Here is a 22,174-nt window from a genome sequence, read left to right on the forward strand (position 1 = left end):
GTTTGATTTGGTGTTCTTTTACATCAATTATGGTTACGTCTGATGCCAGCATACTTTTTAGAACACCACCAAATTATTTATAGTTTGCTTAAGGTTTTTGACTTAATTAAGCAGTACTTTGATGATAGCCCTTAAGCGTTGTCCTCAACAGATTCTTATGGAGTCTTATATGATTAACAATGCCTTGAAAAAAATGCGCTTGTTTCATAACTTGAAGCAAAATGAGCTCTCACAAGAGCTACACATATCTAATTCTTATCTTTGTGAAATTGAGAACGGTAAAAAATCTCCAAGTCTCGAGCTTTTACAGAGTTATTCAAAATATTTCGATGTACCTCTCTCTTCTCTACTGTACTTTTCAGAACAGCTCGAAAATGAAGGAAAAATATCTAAGAGTTTTCGGATAAAATCTGCAAGTTTTATTCTTAAGATTCTAGATTGGAGTATCGAAAATGAGCAAAAAAAAATTAAAGATAAAATCTAGTAAAAAATATTCTATAAATCAGTGTAGATTATACAAAGTTACTAGCTTAAAAAAACTCTGTGAGATTCTTGGTATAAACAATAGAGAACTTAAGCTAATAATTGATAAATCTAAAAATCGCGAATTCTATAATTGCTATATCAATCAAAAAGGACGATTAATCCAAGAACCTATCAATCTAATGTATCGTGTTCATAATCGAATTGCTAATTTATTAGCTAGAGTTGAAACCCCCTCATATATACATTATTCGAAAAGAGGCTATTCCCATATTAGTAATGCAAAAGCTCATTTAGATTCAAAACAGCTAATCACTTTTGATATTAAATCGTACTATCAAAGCATAGACTATGAAACACTGCGTAGATTTTTTCGAGAAAAATTAAAATGTGAACAAGATGTAGCTTATATTTTATCAATGATATGCTCCTTTGAAGGCTCATTACCTACTGGTAGTCAAATCAGCGTATATCTTTGTAACTTAACTAATTTGGATATGTTTGATGAAATGTATCTACAATCTAATAGAGTTGATCAGAAGTTTACGGTTTATGCAGATGATATAACTATATCTGGTCGAACTGTTAATAATAGTCATTATAATGTTATGAAAAAGATTATAGAACGGTATGGATATATTATTAAGGAGCAAAAAACTAAGAGATACACTTCAAATCAGATACCAATTGTTACAGGTGTAGCTCTTAGAAATACGGTAGATGTCAAGAATGAATATTATAAGGGTTTAAGAAAGCTGTGTGAAGGTGTGAATTTTAATATAGATAATGAGCCATACGCTCAACTTAAAGATAGGTATCTATCTTTAAAGGGTAAAACTCAATATATCAAGCAATTAAATAAAGAAGTTCCTTATTTTATTCTACAAACACAAATGTTGTTAGAGAAGAAACTAGAAGGACAGCTTTAAAGTATTTAAAGAGTTTCATCTTAAATACTTTAAATGTAAGTTTTAATCTTGAAAGAAAATGGTAAGACCGTAGTTTTATCGTTAGCTTTGTTCTAATTAATATATGAATAAATAGCAGGATCAGCTGCCTAACTAACCAATCCCACATAAAGTATTTCTCCAAAAAGTTCTAACCAAAATAAATCCTACAAATTAGGATTTAACCACTTCTCAGCCGTTTTCATATCCCAACCTTTACGCTCCGCATAGCTCTCTAACTGATCGGTACTGATTTTACCGACGTTAAAGTACTCACTGTTAGGATGCGAGTAGTAGAAACCACTGACCGATGACGCAGGCCACATCGCATAGCTTTCGGTGAGCTTAGTACCGATAGCTTCGCTCGTACCAATCCACTCAAACAATTTGCCTTTTTCGGTATGCTCAGGGCAGGCAGGGTAGCCAGGCGCAGGGCGGATACCGACATATTTTTCTTTAATCATCTCATCATTGGTTAGATTTTCGTCAGCTTGATAACCCCAGTACTCTTTACGTATGAGCTCATGCAAATGCTCGGCAAAGGCTTCCGCTAAGCGGTCAGATAAGGCTTGAGTCATGATAGCGTTATAGTCATCACCAGCCGCTTTATACTTTTCAGCGAGCGCTTCTGTACCGACGATGGAAACCGTAAAGCCGCCAAGATAATCCGTATGCGCATCTGATGGCGAGATAAAGTCTGCCAAGCTAAAGTTTGGCTTACCACTGGCTTTGTCGCTTTGTTGACGCAGATGCTCAAACTGATATTCTGCCGTGCCGCCCTCAGTCGGTGCTTTATCATAGACAGTAACGGTATCCGCGCCAGTGCGGCGAGCGGGCATGAGTTTAAACACGCCTTTGGCAACGATTAATTTTTCATCAATCATCTTTTGCATCAACTCATTGGCATTATCAAACAAATCACGCGCGGCTTCACCAACCACATCATCTTGCAAGATTTTTGGATATTTACCCGCGAGTCCCCAAGAGATAAAGAACGGCGTCCAGTCGATATAAGGCAATATATTGGTAATCGGGTAATCATCGAGTATAACTTGACCAAGTTTATTTGGCACTGGCGGTACGTAGTTGTCCCAATCATACTGAAAACCAAGCTCAATCGACTCAGCATAAGATATCTTCGCCGCTTTTGGCTGACGTTTAGCAAGACGTTCACGTACTTTGATGTACTCTTCGCGCGTCTCATCGATGAGACCTTGACGGTGTTCTTTTGACAGCAGCTTGGTCACCACGCCTACTGAGCGTGAAGCGTCTGATACATAAATAACCGCATCGTTTTGGTATTGAGGCTCTACTTTAACCGCCGTATGCGCTTTAGAAGTCGTTGCACCACCAATCATCAAGGGTAGGGTCATGCCGCGTTCTTGCATTTGCTTGGCGACGTAGACCATCTCATCAAGACTTGGGGTAATCAGACCTGACAAACCGATGATATCGACTTCTTCTGCCAGTGCGGTATCGAGGATTTTTTCACAAGGTACCATCACGCCAAGATCGAGGATTTCATAACCGTTACAGCCGAGCACCACGCCGACGATGTTTTTACCGATATCATGGACATCACCTTTGACCGTCGCCATGAGGATCTTACCTTTCTTTTCACCCTCGACTTTTTCCGCTTCGATGTATGGGTTCAGCCAAGCGACCGACTGTTTCATCACGCGGGCAGATTTTACCACTTGCGGTAAGAACATTTTACCGGCGCCAAATAAGTCGCCGACGATATTCATCCCGTCCATCAAGGGCCCTTCGATGACTTCTAGCGGCTTAGGATATTTCTCCCACGCCTCTTTGGTATCGGCATCGATAAAGGTAGTAATACCTTTGACTAAAGCATGGGCAATGCGCTCTTCGACCGTGCCTTCGCGCCATGACATATCGACGGTGCTGTCTTTTTTCTTACCGCCGTCTTGATAGCTTTCAGCGATGGTCATCAAACGTTCGGTCGCCTCTTGACCACTCTCGCCTTGATTGCGGTTGAGCATTACATCTTCGATGGCGTCGCGAGCTTCCTTGGGAATGTCATCATAAACCTCCAGCATAGCTGGATTTACGATACCCATGGTTAAGCCGTTTTGAATTGCATGGTATAGAAAGACTGAATTGATGGCTTCACGAATCGGATTGCCACGGAAACTAAACGACACGTTCGATACACCGCCCGATACCATCGCATTTGGCAGGTTATCGGTTATCCATTTGGTGGCATTGATAAAGTCAGCGCCGTAATTATTATGCTCGGTAATACCGGTCGCAACCGCAAAGATATTCGGGTCAAAGATGATATCCTCGCTAGGGAAGCCGACTTCATTGACCAAGACATCATAACTGCGCTGACAAATCTCGATTTTGCGCTCATAGGTATCGGCCTGACCGTCCTCATCAAACGCCATGACGATGACCGCTGCGCCATAGCGCATACAAAGCTTGGCGCGTTCGACGAACTCAGCATGGCCTTCTTTTAACGAGATAGAGTTGACGACGGATTTACCTTGAATGCGTTTAAGTCCTTCTTCGATAATGTCCCATTTTGATGAGTCAATCATCAAGGGCACGCGGCTGATATCCGGCTCACCAGAGACCAAATTGACGAAGTGAATCATCGCTTGCTTGGAGTCGAGCATGCCCTCGTCCATATTGATATCGACGATTTGTGCGCCGCCCTCAACTTGGTCACGCGCGACATCGAGTGCTTCGGTATAGGCCTCGGTTTTGATTAAACGTAGGAATTTCTTTGAGCCCGTCACGTTGGTACGCTCACCGACGTTAACGAATAAGCTTTCGGGGGTAATGGTAAATGGCTCAAGTCCCGATAAGCGGCAAGCAGGAGGGATTTCAGGTATCACGCGCGGTGGGTAATTGGCGACCATCTCCGCAATCAGGCGAATGTGCTCAGGCGTAGTACCGCAGCAACCGCCGACGATATTTAGAATGCCAGCTTTGGCAAAACCTTCAAGCAGGGCAGCCGTTTGCTCCGGTGTTTCATCGTACTCACCAAATTCATTGGGCAAACCTGCGTTTGGATGGGCGGAGACATAAGTATCGGCGATATTTGATAGGGTTTGAATATGCGGACGCAGTGCATCAGCACCAAGCGCACAGTTAAAGCCAACAGATAGCGGCTTGGCATGGCGAATCGAGTTATAAAACGCTTCTGCCGTTTGACCTGAAAGCGTCCGACCTGAGGCATCGGTAATTGTCCCAGAAATCATAATCGGTAATTCAAAACCGATATCATCAAACACGCCAGTGACCGCAAAAATTGCTGCCTTAGCATTTAGCGTATCAAAAATGGTCTCGATTAATAGAATATCGACGCCGCCTTCTATCAAGGCCAGCGTCGCCTCACGGTAATTAAGCACCAACTCATCAAAGGTAATGTTACGAAAGGCTGGGTCATTGACGTCAGGAGATAACGAACAAGTACGCGACGTCGGCCCAATAACGCCTGCCACAAAGCGCGGCTTTTCTGGGGTCTTAGCGGTGTATTCATCAGCAGCTTCGCGCGCAATTTTCGCAGCGGTTTTATTGAGCTCAGGCACGAGGTGCTGCATATCGTAGTCGGCCATTGATAAGCGCGTACCGTTAAAGCTGTTGGTTTCAATGATATCCGCGCCTGCTTTTAGGTGCGCGCTATGAATCTCCTTAATCATCTGCGGCTGAGTCAGTACCAACAAATCGTTATTACCGCGTACATCTTGCTCAATATCGGCAAAACGCTCGCCGCGATAATCTGCTTCCTCTAACTTAAAGGTCTGAATATGGGTGCCCATCGCGCCATCGAGCATTATAATTCGCGCCGCCATTTGCTCGGTGAGGCGTGCGCGCGCGGTTAACTGCTGCTCTTTATAAGGAAACACCTCAGGCGGTGTCAAAATAAAGTCGCTAGCCGTGCTTGATACATTGGCTGCATTGGTATTGATGACACCAGTATGATTATGAGAACAGGTCGGTGGGGTGGTGGTTTGAGTCATAGGAGCGCTGCTTATTAGAGTCAAGATAAGAAAAGGAAGAAGATAAAGTGTTCAAAGTTTTTAGGGCGAGCTTACTAAGTTAGCTACTTATAAAATAGGGTGTATAAAACAACAGTAATAATAAAAAGTTGGCTTAAAAATCGATAAGCAAATCTGGATTATTCTAGCACGAAACGGCTATTACTCGCGGGATTGTGCTTATTCCGCTTATTCCATTTCGGCACTATCACTGACGCCATCGTATTTAAAAATAACAAAAACTGATTACTATGACCAATTATCGTTGCACCAAATGAGCATGGTATTAAAAGTTAGCACATTATTAAAAGTACCAAATTAAAAATACAGTTATAACAAATTCTATTGCATAACGCCGCTTGGAACAAATGAATATCATTTCAGTAGACGATTACCTAAAGCTTTGATTTGTATTTATAAAGCAGCTATTTATACGAGGTTTTATTAAACTGCTTTGGTTTACACGTAAGCTACAAAAATTAGCCTAAACGCAAGTTTATAATGCTTTGTGATATGTTAATTTAATTTCAGAAGGATTGACGTTTCATAAGCAATGCTTATTAGTAACTGTTAATGGTTTTTATTTGAGAGTGGTTAGCAATTAAGAATTAAAAACGGAATAGGCAAGGATTTTAAGGAAAGACAATCTGACCGTAAGACCGTAATAAAAATCAATAAATTGTAATCAGTAAACTATTCATTTATTAAACCATGCAGTCATTCAATCATTAAGGACAATGTTATGAAACTGATCAAAATCGCCACTCTTGGCACCTTAGCCCTTTCAATTGCAGGCCTTAGCGCTTGTAATAATATGATGCCAACCAAAAGCCCTGCCACAACAGCGCCCATGCACAGCCAACCAACTGCCAATATGAACGTGGTACAGATTGCACAAAGCAACGCTGATTTCTCACTACTAGTAGAAGCCTTGCAAGCAGCAGGTTTGGCAGGCGCGCTGACCGATACCAGTGCTAGCTACACGATACTGGCTCCGACCAATGCCGCTTTTGTGCAAGCGTTACAAGAAACCGGCATGACCAAAGCTGAGCTGTTTTCCAACAAGCCGTTGTTGACTAAAATCTTGACCTATCATGTGCTTAAAGGTAATACGCCTGTTTATCAAAAACACGTCAGACCGGGTAATTACACCATGCTTAGTAATGACACGCTGGTGATTACGCCACAAGGCCGATTAATGGATGAAAATGGTCGTACTACCAAGATTTTAAAAACAGATATCGCGGCGAGTAATGGCGTGATACATGTGATTGATAGAGTGTTGCTGCCTAAATAACCCACTGCCTAAATAATCTTGTTGCTTAAATAAGCAGTAAAAGAGCGACAAATTATTTGCTTAGGTAGTAGGCAGATTCAAATGCTATATAACTATTGCTAGGTTATAAATTAATATTCTTTTTTAGCCTAGCAATGGGACGCTATACGTGATCGATACAGTGTTGCTACCTAAGTCAGCAGTAAGCAAAAAATAATCAGCTAAGATAGTAGGCATCGAGTGATATTACTTAACTTATCACTTATTTACCGACATTTTCATCTAGAAACTTTTATTTATCCTTGTTTATATCAGTATCTAAATTTAAAAGTTCCAAAACTAAAACCGTTCTAAAATCAAAAAACACCATCCATAAACCCGTTATTTCAAAGGAATGACCTATGTTAAAAAAGAATTTATTATCTATCGCCGTCGTTACCGCTGCCATGTCACTGGCGGCCTGTAACGATAAAGAGGCCGTTACTGAGCCAGTTGAGCCAGCCGCAACTACTGACGTAGCCGTTGAGCCAGAAACCACCACAGATATGCCAGCTGAAGCAGTGGCTGAGTCTAATGATGCGATGCCTGTAGATGCGGCAGCGACACAAAGTATCGGTGAAATGGCGGCTGGCAATGAGAATCTAACCATCCTAACCGAAGCGCTGCAAGCGGCTGAGCTTGATGACATGATGATGGCAGAAGGTCAGTACACGGTATTCGCCCCAACCGATGATGCTTTTGCTGCTTTGTTGACCAAACTGAACGTCACTAAAGAGGAATTGCTCGGTAATAAAGAGTTGCTAACTAGCGTATTGACGTATCATGTCGTACCGATGGTGGTTAAAGCTGCTGACATCCCTTATGGTACCGCTATCGACACGGCAAACGGTCAAACCATCTCTATCAGTGATGCTAACGTGATTACCGATGCCAGTGGTAACACCGCTAATATCGTTGGCACCGATATGATGGCAACCAACGGTGTGGTCCATGTAATTGATACGGTTTTATTGCCTAAATAAGGCTTAATAATTCGCACCAATCTTACTTTAAAATGCCAAAAGCCTAGCTATCTCGCTGGGCTTTTTTATGTCTGCTTACTGATGAAAAATTTATCCCAGTCACCCTGTATAGTCAAGATATTCTAAAAACGCTACGGTATTACTGATATCAATTTTTTGTAGCCTCTGTCTGCGTAGGCACAGCAAGCAAGAAAAATTAATATCAGCAGTGCGTGATGTATCGATATCGCTTTTCACTCAATATAACGGTCTTAAGGTAAACTTACTATATAAAAGAAGCCTGAGACCATTGCCTCAGGCTTTTTGTTTTATCGATGCTTGTAGTGTCATCAATACTGCTTAGATAACATTATAGCTCAGTAAGCTATAGACGTTCTTTATGTAGTGGGTCTTGAGCTGCCATTCTTTGTTGCTGCTTTAGATGACGCTCTTCCCAATACGGTGCATTTTTGATACCGAATTTTGCTGGATCAAAGGTATAGTGCTTCACGCCTGCTTTACGCTGTGCTTCATAATCTCTAAGCATAGTAAGCGTTGGACGCGCGACAATAAAGATAACCAAAATACCAACGATATTTAACCAAGCCATTAGACCTACGCCAATATCACCGATATCCCAAATGTAGCCTGCAGAGTTAAGACCACCGTAGGCAACCATCACCATGATTAAGATTTTAACTAAGAATAGACCAGTTCTATTAGCGCCGCGACTGATAAAGCGTGTCAAGTAAGCGACGTTTACTTCAGCGATATAGTAGTACGCCAAGATGGTGGTAAAGGCAAAGAAGAAGACCGCGACGGCAATAAAGATATTACCAAATTGACCGTACATGGTTTCCATTGCCATCTGCGTAAAGGCAGGCGAGTTGATCTCGACACCAGCCGCGACGTTTTGTACGATAAATTGACCGTCAGGTAGTGTACCTTGGATGTTATAAGTACCCATGGTGATGATCATAAATGCAGTCGCAGAACAGACTAGTAAGGTATCAACATACACTGAGAATGCTTGTACCAAACCTTGCTGTGATGGATGCTCAACTTCCGCAGCCGCCGCAGCGTGAGGACCTGTACCTTGACCCGCTTCGTTAGAGTAAATACCACGTTTGACACCCCAACCGATAGCGGCACCAAAGCCTGCTTGCGCGGTAAACGCATCACTGATAATCAAGCCGAAAACTTCTGGAATCATCTGATAATTGGTAAACATAATGACGAGTGCAAGGCCAATATAACCGAGTGCCATAAAAGGAACAGCATACTCGGTAAAGGTTGCGATACGTTTGATACCACCAAAGATAATAGTACCTAAGATGACCAAAATGATAGCAAGACCGACCAAGCGCATAGAGCCAACTTCTAAGCCCATGATATTCATCGGCGTGCCTTCACCCATGACTTGAGCAAACGCGCTAATAACGCCGTTTGCTTGTACGCCCGGTAAGAACATACCGCAAGCTAAGATAGACGCGACGGCAAAAAGAATGCCATACCAGCGTTGACCAAGGGCGCGCTCAAAATAGTAAGCTGGACCGCCGCGGTATTCGCCAGTGATGACGTCTTTTTCTTTATAAATCTGTGCAAGGGTTGCTTCGACATAAGCAGTAGATGCGCCTAAGAAAGCCACAACCCACATCCAAAATACCGCACCAGGACCACCGAAACCAATAGCGGCAGCGACCCCAGCGATGTTACCCATACCCACACGTCCCGCTAGGGATACGGCGAGTGCCTGAAATGATGAAATACCCTGTGCACTTGATTTACCGGTAAAAAGTAAGGTAATCATTTCCCCGAATAAACGTACTTGTACGAAGCGCGTCATGATGGAATAAAATAAACCTGCGCCCAAGCAGAGATAAACCAATGCTGGGCTCCAGATAATTCCGTTTACTAAATCGACTAAACCTTCCATATGTATATTCCTAGTACTGTCTCAAAGTGGCTATATATGATGATGCTAAGAGTAGACCAGCTTTAATATCCTTATTAAAACCAACCACTCAAATAATCTGCATGCACTTAACTGCGGTGGAAATTCTCCTTACAGATTAAGTTTCATACGCGCTTAGCCACTAAGGATGGACTGTAGTTGTCTGCTGTTATCCGTCTGGTTTATGAACAATAATGAGCGTATGCAACCGCTTATCAGCGTTGATAGTTTATTAAGGCTGCTTATGAATAAAGCGCTTAAAATAAACCAGTGGATAAAACAGGCGGTTATAATATAAATAACCATCATCTCAGTAAACGAGAGGATGGCACTTAACTTTTTATGAGTCGTATCAGCTGGCTACACTTACATGGTAGAGTAGGATAATAGAGCAGTCTTTAATCGCTTATCAATCCTTTTTGATGCAACATTGACGAGCTGCTAGTACCAAAATTCTTATAAGTCCACTACCAAATGTATTCAAACCGTACGGCTACGTAACTGCAATTTGCCATATTTTTTAGGCAATTACTAGAATTTTCTTTATAAGGGCGTTCATTTATAAATGGTTTTCTTTGCTCGATTGCCTATCCAAGGTCAAAAAATCTTCTATTTATTTTGTATTGGCCAATATTTTTTAATTAACCGTTAATGGGGGCTTAAAAGACAGTCGCGTTAACAGTAGTGCTAAATGCCTAAAATGCGCCACAGCCCTACGATAAACGCTGCTTTGCGGTTGTGTTTTGGTAACGATGAATTGTAAAAGTGACGGTATAGCGCCATTATTAGCACAATATATTGCTGCTGCGATATTCACGCCATGAAACGGTTAGCTGCGAAACTGTCGGTTATAAAATCCAGTAGGCAATAAACTATAAGTGCATATTAAGTGGTTAACATTAAAAAAAGCGATTAAAAAACGTTTTGTTTGTTATTTATCATTAGGAGAGTCAACGATGACGCGTAAATCTTTTTTAAAACCTATGTTGCTATCAGCAGTATTAGCGACCTCTACTGTCGGTTTGAGCGGTTGTGGCTATAACAATTTGCAGGCGCAAGATGAGCAGGTCACCGCGGCTTGGTCAGAAGTGGTCAACCAATATCAGCGTCGTTCGGACTTGGTGCCAAACCTGGTCAAAGTCGTGCAGCAATACGCCAAGCAAGAGCAAGAAGTATTTACTCAAGTCGCAGCGGCGCGCTCACAAGCGGGTGGTATTACGGTCACGCCAGAGCTGCTTAATGACCCTGAAGCGATGGAGCGCTATGCGGCTGCCCAAGACCAGATGACCGGCGCGCTATCGCGTTTGATGGCGGTTTCTGAGCGCTATCCTGAGCTAAAATCTGATGCTTTGTTCCAAGATTTGCAGGCGCAGCTGGAAGGTACAGAAAACCGTATTACGGTGGCGCGTAACCGTTATATCCAAGAAGTTCAAGGCTATAACACTACCGTGCGTCAGTTCCCAACCAATATTACAGCCAAAGTATTTGGTATGGACGCCAAACCAAACTTTAGCGTTGCCAATGAAAAAGAAATATCGACTGCACCAAGTGTCAACTTCGGCGACGATAATGCTCAGACGACGCAGTAAAGCCAAGTTTTTAGTTTAGGCGTTCTATCTACCATCATGGCCTATAAATGCTACTGTTTATGTGACAGTGCAATTATTTGACAGTCGGTTTATTGGCTGAAAAATGATAGAACGCCTTAATCGTCAGTCGTTTTTTTTGTTGTCGTTTATAGCAGTTGGTTTTGTCGTCATTTATTAGTACAGATGTTATTTGAGGTGGTATAGATTAGATGAAGCATTCAACAGCACTCTTATCCGCATTATTATTTACTCTAAGCATTGGAAGTGGCTCGCTGCTGCATGCAGCACCCGATGCTAATAATAATACGGCGGTCGCTAGCGATAGCACCTCAGATATGCAAAACCGTAGTGTCGAGGAACTGGTAGCGATTGCAAAAGCTGCCGAATCTAATGAAGCCATCAACGATGCGGTCTTAGGTAACGAAGCAATTAATGAAGCTATTCTTGGCAATGATGCTATTAATCCTAATGCTGTTAATTCCGATAGTAATACGACCACCTCAACAACTTCTAATCGTCCGCCTGTACAATCAAGTGCTCAGGGCGTCGATGCTGATAAACTCATCTTAAACTCGCCAGTTATCGATCAAGCCAATATCTTAAACCCGCAAGAAAAGCAGCGTTTAGAGACGCAGCTAAGAGGCATTTATCAGCAAGGTTTGGCGCAAGCTGCGGTGGTCATTGTACCGACCACCAATGGCATGCCAATCTTTGATTATGCGCTACAAGTTGCCGAAAAATGGCAGCTGGGTAATAAAGATATTGACGATGGCCTGCTAATGGTCGTTGCCGTTAATGACCGCAATATCTATATTTTAACGGGTTACGGACTAGAAGGGGTGTTGCCAGATTCGGCGGTCAACCGTATTATTCGCGAAGACATCACACCGCTATTTAAGCAAAATGACTATGGCGCTGGGATATTGGCGGGCGTTGGCGCGCTGCAAACACGCCTGACCGCTGATCCTGAAGTATTGGCGCGTGCCGATGCGCAAGCGGCTGAACGCGGTCAAAATCAAAATGACATTGGTGATAACCCATCGCCGGTGTTTTTATTTGTCATGGCAATGATATTTGGTAGCTTTATTACCAGTATCTTTGGACGTATTTTTGGTTCTATCCTGACCGCTGGCGGCTTCTTTGTAGGCTCGCTGGCCTTGGGCGGCGGTTTCTTTATGACGTTAATTATGGCGATATTTATCTGGCTGTTTTTAATTTCGCGCGGCTCAGGCGGTGGTCGTGGAGGACGCGGCGGCGGTGGCGGTATAGTATTCCTGCCCGGTATGGGCGGTGGTAGTGGCGGTTTCGGCGGCGGAGGTTTTGGTGGTGGCGGCTTCGGAGGTGGTGGCGGCGGCTTTGGCGGCGGCGGGGCAGGTGGCTCTTGGTAGAGGCGATTTCTATAAGAGTAAGAAGGGTAAATTAGGCTCAGACATTAGAAGATTGCCAGCAATGGCGTACTTGAGGATATAATATAATGGTAAAAAGCAATTCGTCGCAGGCAAGTTTTGCTCGTTGGTGGCGTCAAGTACTGTTTGTCCCTATGTTGCATAGCAAGTGGCTCACGCCCGCGGCGAAGGCTCGGCTGACAGAGCAGGTGACGCTGGCTGAGCGCGGACATCGCGGCGAGGTGTTTTTGATTATCGAAAATCATTTACCTATCCAAGATGCTTATCATCTTGACTGCCGCGATCGGGCGATTGATTTATTTAGCGAGTATCGCGTGTGGGATACCGAAGAAAACACCGGCGTTTTGATTTATGTCAATATTTGCGAGCACAAGCTAGAAATCGTCGCTGACCGCGGTATCAGCACGCATGTCAGTCCAACCGTGTGGAGCGCCATGTGCGAAAAGGCGGTCTCAGGTATCGCCAATCAAAAAACCGAAGAAAGTCTGATGGAGTTGTTGGACGAGGTAGGTCAGTTATTGCGTCAGTATTATCATCTTGAACATGACCCTGCGGGTAATGAGCTGTCCGATACCGTGGTATTTTTAAAATAGCATTTTTCAAAATAGCAGTTTCTTTAATAACAATTTTTCAAACTAACAGCATTTTTAAAATAACGCTTAAAGAAATAACAAGTAAATTTAGATAAAGGACCATGCCAATACCATGATTGAGCTGATAAAAAAATTGCCAAAAGCAGAGCTGCATTTACATATCGAAGGCTCATTAGAACCGGAGCTGATGTTTAGACTGGCGAAAAAGAATAATATCGCTATCCCTTATAACGATATCGAAGACGTCCGCCGCGCCTATAATTTTACCAATCTACAAACTTTTTTAGATATCTATTATGCGGGCGCCAACGTTCTGATTACCAAAAACGATTTTTATGATTTAACGTGGGAATATATTTTAAAGTGTGTCGAAGATAACGTCGTCCATACGGAGATATTTTTTGATCCGCAAACCCATACTGCAAGAGGGGTTGAGTTTGCGACAGTCATTACTGGTATCAAAGAAGCGCTTGCCGATGCCAAAGAAAAATACGGCATCACCTCTTGTATTATCATGTGTTTTTTACGCCATTTATCGCAAGAAGAGGCGTTTGAGACTTTAGAGCAAGCATTAGCATTTAAAGACGATATTATCGGCGTCGGTCTGGATTCTTCAGAATTGGGCAACCCTCCCGCCAAGTTTAAAGAAGTGTTTAAAAAGGCGAAAGAAGCGGGCTTTAAGCTGGTCGCCCATGCTGGCGAAGAAGCAGATTTTTCTTATATTTATGAAGCGTTAGATGTATTGCAAATCAATCGCATTGATCATGGCGTACAATCGATAAAAAGCGCGGCGCTGATGCAACGCCTAAAAGACGAGCAAATGCCGCTGACAGTTTGCCCTAATTCTAATATTGAGCTCAAGGTATTTGAGGATTACAAACAGCACAATATTAAAGAGCTGCTAGACTATGGCTTGAATGTCAGCGTCAACTCTGATGACCCTGCTTATTTCAAAGGGTATATGAATCAAAACTTTATCAATATATGCAACCATCTACCGCTGACAGAAAATGATATTATTACTTTGGTAAAAAACTCTTTTAGATCTTCATTTATAAATAATGAATTAAAAGAGAAATACCTAGCGCAAGTGGATTTTGCTCTGCAATAGAGTGAGTAAAGTTATTTTCAATAGTTAAGACTTAATGGTTGTATAAATCATTAAGTCTTTTCTTTTTCGCTAGGCACTTTTCAACGTAATTGATTACATAGCCGTAATTTTTTGGATTAATAACGGCATAATAATCCCAGCCTTTTCTGCTAGAGTAATATCAACGATGGTATTTGGCGTTGGATGTGGGTTTATCTCGATGATTTTAGCGCCGTTATCTTTTGCCAATTGTGCGAGACCTGCCGCAGGATAAACGAGACTTGAGGTGCCAATACTCATAAACACTTCACAATTGGCCGCCCCGTCCTCCGCTGTCTGCCAGGCTTGTACAGGCAACGCCTCGCCAAACCAGACGATATCAGGGCGTATATAACCATCGCAATGCGAGCAAGTAATCAAAGTGTCACTATAATCTAGGGTATCGGCACTATTATATGAGCCTCTAGATTGCTCTTGGTAGGGCGCATCGCATTGACTGCAGCGATTTTGCCAAAGATTGCCATGTAAATGGGTGACACTACTACCTGCCTGTTCATGCAAATCGTCGACATTTTGGGTAATAAGCGTCAATTGCTGATCGGTAGATTGGCTATGATATTGCCACTGCGCTAAAGCTTCATGGGCAGGGTTTGGTTTTTTCTCAGCGACCAATTGCCTGCGCCACTGATACCATGACCACACCAGTTTTGGGTCGCGATCAAAAGCCTCAGGCGTTGCCAAGTCCTCAGCCACATAGTTTTCCCAAAGGCCTGTTTGCTTATCTCGAAACGTTGGAATGCCGCTTTCTGCTGAAATCCCAGCGCCCGTTAAAATACAGATGCGCTGTTTTGAGCACAGCAATTTGGCAGCGCGCTCGACTTCGGCTATTAACGCAGGTGATAATTCTGTTAACATGAGCCATCCCTTTTTAAGATTGGATATAGACTTTTATGATAGATGGTATTTGGTGGCTTGTCATATTGCTCGCGGTTGTCATCGGACTATGGTTATTGGCAAAATCGCGCGCGCCTAAAACTGCCGATAAGCACAACCTAAAGTCCCAGCGCGCAAAAACACCACTCAATGATGCGCTACAAAAAACTGCAGAATTGGTTAAGCAGTATTTTCCTGACTACCGTGTCAACCGTAAAGCCAATCATTTACTGATTAGCAAGCAAGATAAAAAAGTGGCTATGATTACCATTGATAAAAAGCTTGCCGCGGGTCAGCGCCGTTTGGGAGACGTACCCGTGATTAATTATCACCGTATCCCCAGCCGTGCTCAGCTAATGGCGAATTTGCAAGATGCAGAGTAGGTTTTTATAAATTAAATAGATTTAACAACTTTATATACAACATTTTAACGTTGTTAGAGCACAATGATAGGCCGAAGTTAACAGCGCAAAGCGTTGCCGTTAAAGTGTTATGAGGTAATAGGTAAGACTAGAAAAGGGTAAAACACGACTGATTATGATGATTGGTGCGCTCGGCGGGAATCAATCATATCGACGTAAACCTTGTTATATAAAGGTTATAGGTTTTCGATAAAATATTTTAACAACAATTTTAACAACATATGAGCGATGCTATTTTTTATATAGGTATTTACATGCATAAATGAGCAAAAGGCTCAGTAGCTGTAACCAATGAGCCTTTCTATTTGGGCCCCTAAGCGCAATTTAGGGGAACAACGTAGGCGAATTTTAACATGCATTTGAATGGATTCATACTGTGTGCTTACCGTTCACCATCATGGTGAAGGGATGATATTAGAAGGTGGCCATAAGTTCAATTGGCTTAATCATTGGAAAAGATTGAGCAACTGCTGGCAAGTATTTTCTTTTTCTTGGAATTCAAATCTAGCCAAGTTTTTGTTATACGCTTATCTAGCGTTATCTGGTATGTGCAAAAACCTTAAATATCAACTGTAAACAGTTGCCCAATAGTTACCAATCGTTTACAGTTAGGTAAATATTACCTTGGTGATTGGTCATGAGACACTTAGCGATTATTGGTTTAGTTCTGGCTGTTGTTGGATGTGGCGGTGGCTATGATGATATTGATGCCATGAGAGATGCTACTACAGGCTCTACTGGCGTCGTTGGTGGGACCAATGGCTCTAACAGTGGTAATACAACCAAATGCTATGAACCTAATGTGCTGAATGCTACTGGGACACGTGTTATCGATGGTGATACGGTGGAGGTTACTCAAGCATCAGGACAAAGCGAACGTGTACGTTTACTAGGCATTGATGCACCAGAATCGGCGCAAGAGTACGGAACAGAAAGCACTACTGCCTTATCTCAGTGTGTAAGTAATGCGATCGTTACTATCGAGTGGACTGAAAGAGATAGATACGATCGCCTGCTTGGTAAGGTTATTGCCAATAGTATTGACTGCAACTTGAACCAATTGCAAAAAGGTGCTGCTTGGCATTACAAAGAGTATCAAAGTAGTCAGACACCTTATGATCGCATTGAGTATGCCAACGCTGAGATTGTGGCGCGTTCAAATGGTAGGGGTTTGTGGGCAAATCGATACCCTATAAAGCCGTCAGATTATCGAAGCGGTAAAAACAGCTCTAACCTCAACTTTAATAATAATCGCTTGACATCAAAAGGTGCTAGCAAGTGCTATAGCAAACCTAGTGCAGGTACGTCTAATGGTTCTGGCACTATTATTCCATTACCACCTAGTGGTGCTATATGCAGTAACTTCATTAAGAAAACCTGTGGTCAGATAACAACATGCGTAGAAGCACAGCAGCAACTTGCCTGCGGTAATACGCAAATTGATGGTGATGAGGACGGTGTGCCATGCGAATCAATTTGTCCTGGTGGTTAATTAGCGCCATAGTACTGTTCTCCGTAACTGCCTGCACTCCCTCCCAAGATGACAGCTACGCTAGTAAGTTCGTTTCTGGTAATACTGTGGTACATGAAGTGTTTTGGGGCATTGATCATAAGACGCCTTACCCTTTCACCACATCAGGCGAGATATTGTGTGTCTATTACCCTGATTTTGGCATTGAAGTGTATTTTGAACCTGCAGGCTACAGTAAAGATTCATCTATCGGTACGCCACTTAATAAGGCCGCTGCTAAGGCTCTGAAGCGCGATGGTATGAAGCCTAATGTGCCATATAGTATTAAGGAAGGTGCTGACTTGAATGAGGCTGTAGAGGTGGGGCTGAGCTTGTGTGATGAGTAGGTATTTTTGGAATTTGTAATAATAACTGATCATTTATTGGAGAAGTAAGGATGAAGGAAAGCATAACTAAACATAAGACAATACGTTATAAAAAAGTTGATCTGAAAGGTGAAAAAACACTCTATGATTATATTAAAGAAGTCGTTATAGACGATTCCTCAAATTATCATAAGGTTAAAAACAGAAAGCAATCAGTATCGAACGAATCTGATGATTTTATTTTCATAAATCATGTCAGTGAATATAAAAATATGGTTTATGGAGAGCTTGTTATTGTTGAGATTGACAAATCACAGCAATACATAGATCTAGATGATGAAGCTAGTGAGTATAAAATCAGCTCTCTATCCACGTCTCAAATAGCATCAATAAATAATGAGAATGCAGAAGATTTCAAAAAAGAATTCGTTGATTCAGTTTTGTATTTTGGTGTTATTAAAAACCATATGGCGATTATTCAATCCAGAGCCTTAACAGCTAGAACACTTGAATCCTACCTAGACTGGTTATTGGGAGAGGTGTCAGAAGCTATGGCAGACGATTACGCTGTAATCCTAAAAGACACTCCGAATCTGGAAATAGAGCAAAAACTCACCTCTACACCAGCAAAAACTTTAGTCATGAGCACGGATATTGATTCTGAAATAAATCAAGATAGCACTGAAAAAGCTTCTTCAAGCTACACACTCTCAGATAAAGTAGTACAAGTTTTCAAGGCAATGTTAAATGATGACCTATCAACAATGCGATTGGAAGATGATTTAGAAGACGCTAATTTAAAAATGAAAATCGAAATGACTTATGATAGAAAAACGTCAGCAAGCGGACAACGGGTTATCGACAGTGTCGCAGCGTCGCTTAGACATTCTGACGATTATAAGATATATCTGACTGATGGTTCCTTAATTACTGCCGACCAAATGAAACTATCTGGTACAATAAGTATGCAAATTATCAAAGGAAACGTGTATCAAGCTGGGTTAAAATCACAAATACACACATGGTTAATAGATAATGTTGATTTCAGTGAATAGCAAGAATAAAGACTTAAAAGAGTTTAAGATAAATAACTCTCCCAAACTGACAGTGCTTGTATTGTCGGTACTGTCACTTGCATCTTTAATTATAGCAATGAAAGTTAACGTTAGCTTCGATGCGCCAGTTTATTTCTTATTGGCAGTGATGTTGTTCCCCATGTCACACCTGTTTAGCTCTTATGATGCGATATTGAAAGTTAGAGCAATCGATGGATTAAAGTCAAATGAGATTAAACGATTGAACCATACTGTTCGAACCAGGTCTAATAGTATCGTTAAAATTATGATGATTTATATCGCTGTTATATCAATGGTAGTCACACTAGGTGTCACAGGACTTTTATCTGCTACACAGTCATTGTTTTTAAGCCTATCAATCATAGCTTCTTCTTTGTTTGATACTAAACTTGCATGGAACACACTTGCCGAAATTAGAGATTTTGAGCAGCAAGTTTTATTAAGACATAAAAAAGCATCTGCCCATGCAGATGTTTTGAAAGAGGCGAACGGTAAGTAACTTCAGTAATAACCCACCTTGCAGTGGGTTTTTTAATGCCTTTCAACCAATCAAAACCTAACCAGTACAAGTCTTTTTAGACTGACTAATCTTGCCATTCTTACAAACGAACTTACCATCTTTGCAGTGCGATACACCGCCCATGCTTTTAGAGCAAGGATAGTTCTGAGCATTCGCCTGTACGACTGGTGCCATCATAAAAATAGAGATAAGAAGTGCTGACCAAGTTTTCATGCGTGACCGCCTTAATAATTGAATAATATAAATTTGAACCATAGCACTGCAAATCACCTCTATCAACAATAATTTAACTTATGTTTAGCAGGTTGGTCTGTTATAACTAAATTGTTGGCAAGAATACCGCTCGACGTTATGTCGAACCCTACTATCCAAAAATGAGCAGTGCTATCAACTTGCCAGCCTTGCTCAGATTTGAGCAGGGCATTCCCCATTGATTCCTGACGCCCTCAATTTGAGGATGTGCAAGGAATGCTACCTAAAGTTGATATATGTTATCGACTCGCCAGCCTCCCCAAAGCTGGGGAAGGGTGGCATTCTAAATGCGACCCCTGCTATGCATCCCAACCTCAAGCTGAAGGTGGATAATCACACTGCCCAAAACTGGGCAATGGTAGTAACCCTCCATAATTATCCAATCCTCAGCAGGGAATGTATCTAATCAAGATACATCCAAAATTGGATCTATCTATTTACCTATATCCCGCGTTCCCACTACTAGTGGGAATAACTTCTGAATCATAACTGTTCTAAACGACTGATTTTGTTTAACTTCCCCCATTGGGGGAAGTGTTATAATCGCCCGTGACAGTTAGAGCGACTCATTCAGAACTTCAAATACTGAATTGTTAAGGGTATGCTGATTTTTAGCACACCTTATCAATAAAGGTGCTAAATAAGCTCACCCTAATGGCGCGGACGTTTGCTTATAGGTAAGTGTCGTAATATCTACGACACCTCTATGATTTTAATCATCAGCGATGTGCCCAAATTAGAGCATACCTTGCCAGCCTTATTCATAGCATAACTGCCAGTGGCGAACATGGTAGTTATAGATGTAGGTGTCCTAAATTTGAGGACACCCTGTAGTGCCCAGTCACCAATGGTGATTGGACTTATTCACTTGATGTTTGAAACGCGCAATAGCACGCTGGCAAGTTGATATTGGATAACAGGCTTTTAATGACCATGCCCAAAGTTGGGCATGGGTCTCCACACCTTAAAGAAGTCATAGACAATGATTCTATTGCCAACGCAAAATTGCGTTGGCTATGCAAAGATAACTCCTCAATTCTGGGAAGTGGTAAGTTTTCTACAATCAAGGGCGATAACACGATAATGAATGAGTAGTTAGATGCCGCTTTGAGTATTCAACCTAGGGTTGTAAACCCCGTCATCCATACCTTCTCTGCTAAGTCATTTTTCAGCATGCGTATATAAGGTAATTCAATAACGGCGTTTGTTGAGGTCTGCCTAATGTACACCGTCACAACCTTTTTTATGGAATCTTAGAACCCTTATTGCGGGGATAGATATAAGCAAAGTTGAGGGGATTTACTATAAGTGCAAAAGACACTCTTGTTATTCGCCTTGTTTAAGATGTTCTCTAATGGAATAGCATGACATCCACAATCTGTAGAAGTCCTATAGCACGGTCATTTGTCTGTGTTTCAATAGTGCGTTTGACACTATGTCAGGTTTGGATATTTTCATAATTACTGTGTTAGCTCGGCTATCGCTTTTGTATTTGTATCAATACCAACAATAGCGTCAATTTTGACCTTAAGCCATTTATTTGGCCGACCATAAATATCAGGCTCAGGTAAAAAGCCAGACTTTCGACGCTGGGTGATGGTATCGTCAGACTTCCAACCAAAAATGGTTTTAATATCCGCTGTTGTATAGTAAGCGCCTGTCACAATTTTAATTCCTTATTCAGATTGTTTGTAATATGCTCAGTGTTATCGATATAGGGTTTTATGAGGTCCTGCGTCTGAAGCTTGCTGAGGTAGTAAGCTTCATGTGCAGCGGTGAAGTACAACCCCAAGTCTAGATATTATATCCACTAAGTTTTATTAAATCGGTCTGCCACCTTGGGTATTCACCATTGAGGTGTAAACCCCGTAGTCCGTGCCTTATCTGGCATGCTGGTTTTGTGGATGTAGAAATTTGAGCCGTTGGCGGTAATTCAATGATACTGAATACTGAGAGCACTTTGATTGCTTTTTTCAGAACGCCCACCGTTGGTGGCGATGCTATTATGTATGACTTAGGTATTAGACATCAAGTCGTAAACCTCGTGGCCCGTGCTTTCTGATGGTATCGTCCACATAGGCGAGAAAGTGGGTGAGACAGTTTTGCATCATAAGCAATACTAAGCGCTGATTAGTATTGAGAAAATAGGTAAATCATTTTTGAATTATCATTAGTATCAAGCGTTTAGATGGTAGGGTGTTAACTTCTTTACACCCTAATAGGCTCAGATTTGAGCGTATCTATTTAATATGATTTTAGCTTGTCAGGTAGACTGAAGCTTGAATTATAGTTAGATGAGTACGAATAGATCATTATTAACAAGGAGGGCGATGATGGCTAAGAGGCTATGGAAGAACGTCACTGAAGATGAAAAAATGAAGATGAAGCAGTTTGTTATTGACAACCCACCGGACACGCCATTGACGCCTGAGTATGCTGCGAGCTACTTAGGTGTATCGACAGCGACATTGCAAAAAATGCGCTGCGAGGACACCAACGGCATACCATTTATTAAACCGGGTCCAAGATGCGTGGTTTACTACAAGCGCGATTTAGACGAATATCTAACAAGCCGGCCAGCTTATCGTTGCACTTCGGAATATAAATAGCCGCCTGTTAGTAAATAATCGTTGGCTGGCAAGCAAGCTTAGTGGTGCAATCCAACAGTCAGTATTATTCAGTTAAGCAAGGGTAATGATCTCCATATTAGTGAGGTGACAAAGTGATTGAATGGTTAACGTTGAAGCAGGTATCTAATGAATGCGGGTTTAAAGACTCACGTACTT

The 22,174-nt window shown here is 41.9% G+C and carries 19 protein-coding genes; 14 read left to right on the top strand and 5 right to left on the bottom strand.

Features of this window, described 5'->3' with window-relative positions:
* Positions 1-169: 169 nt before the first annotated feature.
* Together IQ457_RS05025 and IQ457_RS05030 are read left to right on the top strand one after the other, a co-directional pair.
* Positions 170-484: a helix-turn-helix transcriptional regulator gene (locus IQ457_RS05025; RefSeq protein ID WP_200662339.1), complete on the top strand. Its 315-nt coding sequence runs from the start codon at positions 170-172 to the stop codon at positions 482-484.
* A complete protein-coding gene (locus IQ457_RS05030) occupies positions 453-1,412 on the top strand; it encodes a reverse transcriptase family protein (protein ID WP_200662340.1) in 960 nt (319 codons plus the stop codon). Before IQ457_RS05025 ends, IQ457_RS05030 begins: the two co-directional genes overlap by 32 nt.
* Positions 1,413-1,597: 185 nt before the next feature.
* Here the strand turns inward: IQ457_RS05030 and metH are convergent, their stop codons facing one another.
* The gene (metH, locus tag IQ457_RS05035; protein ID WP_200662341.1) at positions 1,598-5,422 is read right to left on the bottom strand and encodes a methionine synthase; all 3,825 of its coding nucleotides are present in this window, start codon (positions 5,420-5,422) and stop codon (positions 1,598-1,600) included.
* A 760-nt stretch (positions 5,423-6,182) separates the two neighbouring features.
* Between metH and IQ457_RS05040 the strand changes: the two genes are divergently transcribed.
* Together IQ457_RS05040 and IQ457_RS05045 are read left to right on the top strand one after the other, a co-directional pair.
* On the top strand, positions 6,183-6,737 hold the full coding sequence (locus tag IQ457_RS05040; RefSeq protein ID WP_200662342.1) for a fasciclin domain-containing protein: 555 nt from the start codon (positions 6,183-6,185) through the stop codon (positions 6,735-6,737).
* Between the two features lie 380 nt (positions 6,738-7,117).
* The gene (locus IQ457_RS05045; protein WP_191691664.1) at positions 7,118-7,738 is read left to right on the top strand and encodes a fasciclin domain-containing protein; all 621 of its coding nucleotides are present in this window, start codon (positions 7,118-7,120) and stop codon (positions 7,736-7,738) included.
* 364 nt (positions 7,739-8,102) lie between these two features.
* Here IQ457_RS05045 and IQ457_RS05050 read toward each other — a convergent pair whose 3' ends face one another.
* On the bottom strand, positions 8,103-9,653 hold the full coding sequence (locus IQ457_RS05050; RefSeq protein WP_068408544.1) for an alanine/glycine:cation symporter family protein: 1,551 nt from the start codon (positions 9,651-9,653) through the stop codon (positions 8,103-8,105).
* Positions 9,654-10,627: 974 nt separating this feature from the next.
* On the opposite strand from IQ457_RS05050, the gene IQ457_RS05055 reads away from it, so the two are divergent.
* The 4 genes from IQ457_RS05055 to IQ457_RS05070 all read left to right on the top strand — a co-directional run bounded on the left by IQ457_RS05055 (position 10,628) and on the right by IQ457_RS05070 (position 14,370).
* On the top strand, positions 10,628-11,260 hold the full coding sequence (locus tag IQ457_RS05055; RefSeq protein WP_068408542.1) for a LemA family protein: 633 nt from the start codon (positions 10,628-10,630) through the stop codon (positions 11,258-11,260).
* 209 nt (positions 11,261-11,469) lie between these two features.
* The gene (locus IQ457_RS05060) at positions 11,470-12,648 is read left to right on the top strand and encodes a TPM domain-containing protein (protein ID WP_200662343.1); all 1,179 of its coding nucleotides are present in this window, start codon (positions 11,470-11,472) and stop codon (positions 12,646-12,648) included.
* A gap of 86 nt (positions 12,649-12,734) precedes the next feature.
* Positions 12,735-13,259 carry a TPM domain-containing protein gene (locus IQ457_RS05065; protein WP_068408537.1) on the top strand — a complete coding sequence of 175 codons (525 nt, stop codon included), beginning with the start codon at positions 12,735-12,737 and terminating at the stop codon, positions 13,257-13,259.
* Between the two features lie 112 nt (positions 13,260-13,371).
* Entirely contained in the window at positions 13,372-14,370 is a 999-nt protein-coding gene (locus IQ457_RS05070) for an adenosine deaminase (protein WP_200662344.1), read from the top strand.
* A gap of 93 nt (positions 14,371-14,463) precedes the next feature.
* Here IQ457_RS05070 and IQ457_RS05075 read toward each other — a convergent pair whose 3' ends face one another.
* Entirely contained in the window at positions 14,464-15,264 is an 801-nt protein-coding gene (locus IQ457_RS05075; protein ID WP_200662345.1) for an SIR2 family NAD-dependent protein deacylase, read from the bottom strand.
* 35 nt (positions 15,265-15,299) lie between these two features.
* Between IQ457_RS05075 and IQ457_RS05080 the strand changes: the two genes are divergently transcribed.
* The 5 genes from IQ457_RS05080 (at position 15,300) to IQ457_RS05100 (ending at position 19,115) form a co-directional block, all read left to right on the top strand.
* Entirely contained in the window at positions 15,300-15,665 is a 366-nt protein-coding gene (locus IQ457_RS05080; protein ID WP_200662346.1) for a hypothetical protein, read from the top strand.
* 676 nt (positions 15,666-16,341) lie between these two features.
* Positions 16,342-17,196 (top strand): thermonuclease family protein, encoded by an 855-nt coding sequence (locus IQ457_RS05085; protein WP_200662406.1) that lies wholly within the window; start codon positions 16,342-16,344, stop codon positions 17,194-17,196.
* Positions 17,181-17,561, top strand: coding sequence for a hypothetical protein (locus IQ457_RS05090; protein WP_242465362.1), 381 nt, complete (start codon positions 17,181-17,183; stop codon positions 17,559-17,561). Before IQ457_RS05085 ends, IQ457_RS05090 begins: the two co-directional genes overlap by 16 nt.
* Before the next feature lie 50 nt (positions 17,562-17,611).
* Complete coding sequence (locus IQ457_RS05095; RefSeq protein WP_200662348.1) at positions 17,612-18,595, top strand: hypothetical protein; 984 nt, start codon at positions 17,612-17,614, stop codon at positions 18,593-18,595.
* On the top strand, positions 18,588-19,115 hold the full coding sequence (locus IQ457_RS05100) for a hypothetical protein (RefSeq protein ID WP_200662349.1): 528 nt from the start codon (positions 18,588-18,590) through the stop codon (positions 19,113-19,115). The genes IQ457_RS05095 and IQ457_RS05100 overlap by 8 nt, the downstream gene beginning before the upstream one ends.
* A 57-nt stretch (positions 19,116-19,172) precedes the next feature.
* Here IQ457_RS05100 and IQ457_RS05105 read toward each other — a convergent pair whose 3' ends face one another.
* Together IQ457_RS05105 and IQ457_RS05110 are read right to left on the bottom strand one after the other, a co-directional pair.
* Positions 19,173-19,349, bottom strand: a complete 177-nt coding sequence (locus tag IQ457_RS05105; RefSeq protein WP_200662350.1) for a hypothetical protein — start codon at positions 19,347-19,349, stop codon at positions 19,173-19,175.
* 1,499 nt (positions 19,350-20,848) lie between these two features.
* On the bottom strand, positions 20,849-21,052 hold the full coding sequence (locus tag IQ457_RS05110; RefSeq protein ID WP_200662351.1) for a hypothetical protein: 204 nt from the start codon (positions 21,050-21,052) through the stop codon (positions 20,849-20,851).
* Between the two features lie 630 nt (positions 21,053-21,682).
* Between IQ457_RS05110 and IQ457_RS05115 the strand changes: the two genes are divergently transcribed.
* Complete coding sequence (locus IQ457_RS05115; RefSeq protein WP_200662352.1) at positions 21,683-21,997, top strand: helix-turn-helix domain-containing protein; 315 nt, start codon at positions 21,683-21,685, stop codon at positions 21,995-21,997.
* The last annotated feature ends 177 nt before the right edge of the window (positions 21,998-22,174 follow it).

It is taken from the genome of Psychrobacter sp. M9-54-1, from assembly GCF_016613355.1.
In the GTDB taxonomy this organism is placed as follows: Bacteria; Pseudomonadota; Gammaproteobacteria; order Pseudomonadales; family Moraxellaceae; genus Psychrobacter; species Psychrobacter faecalis.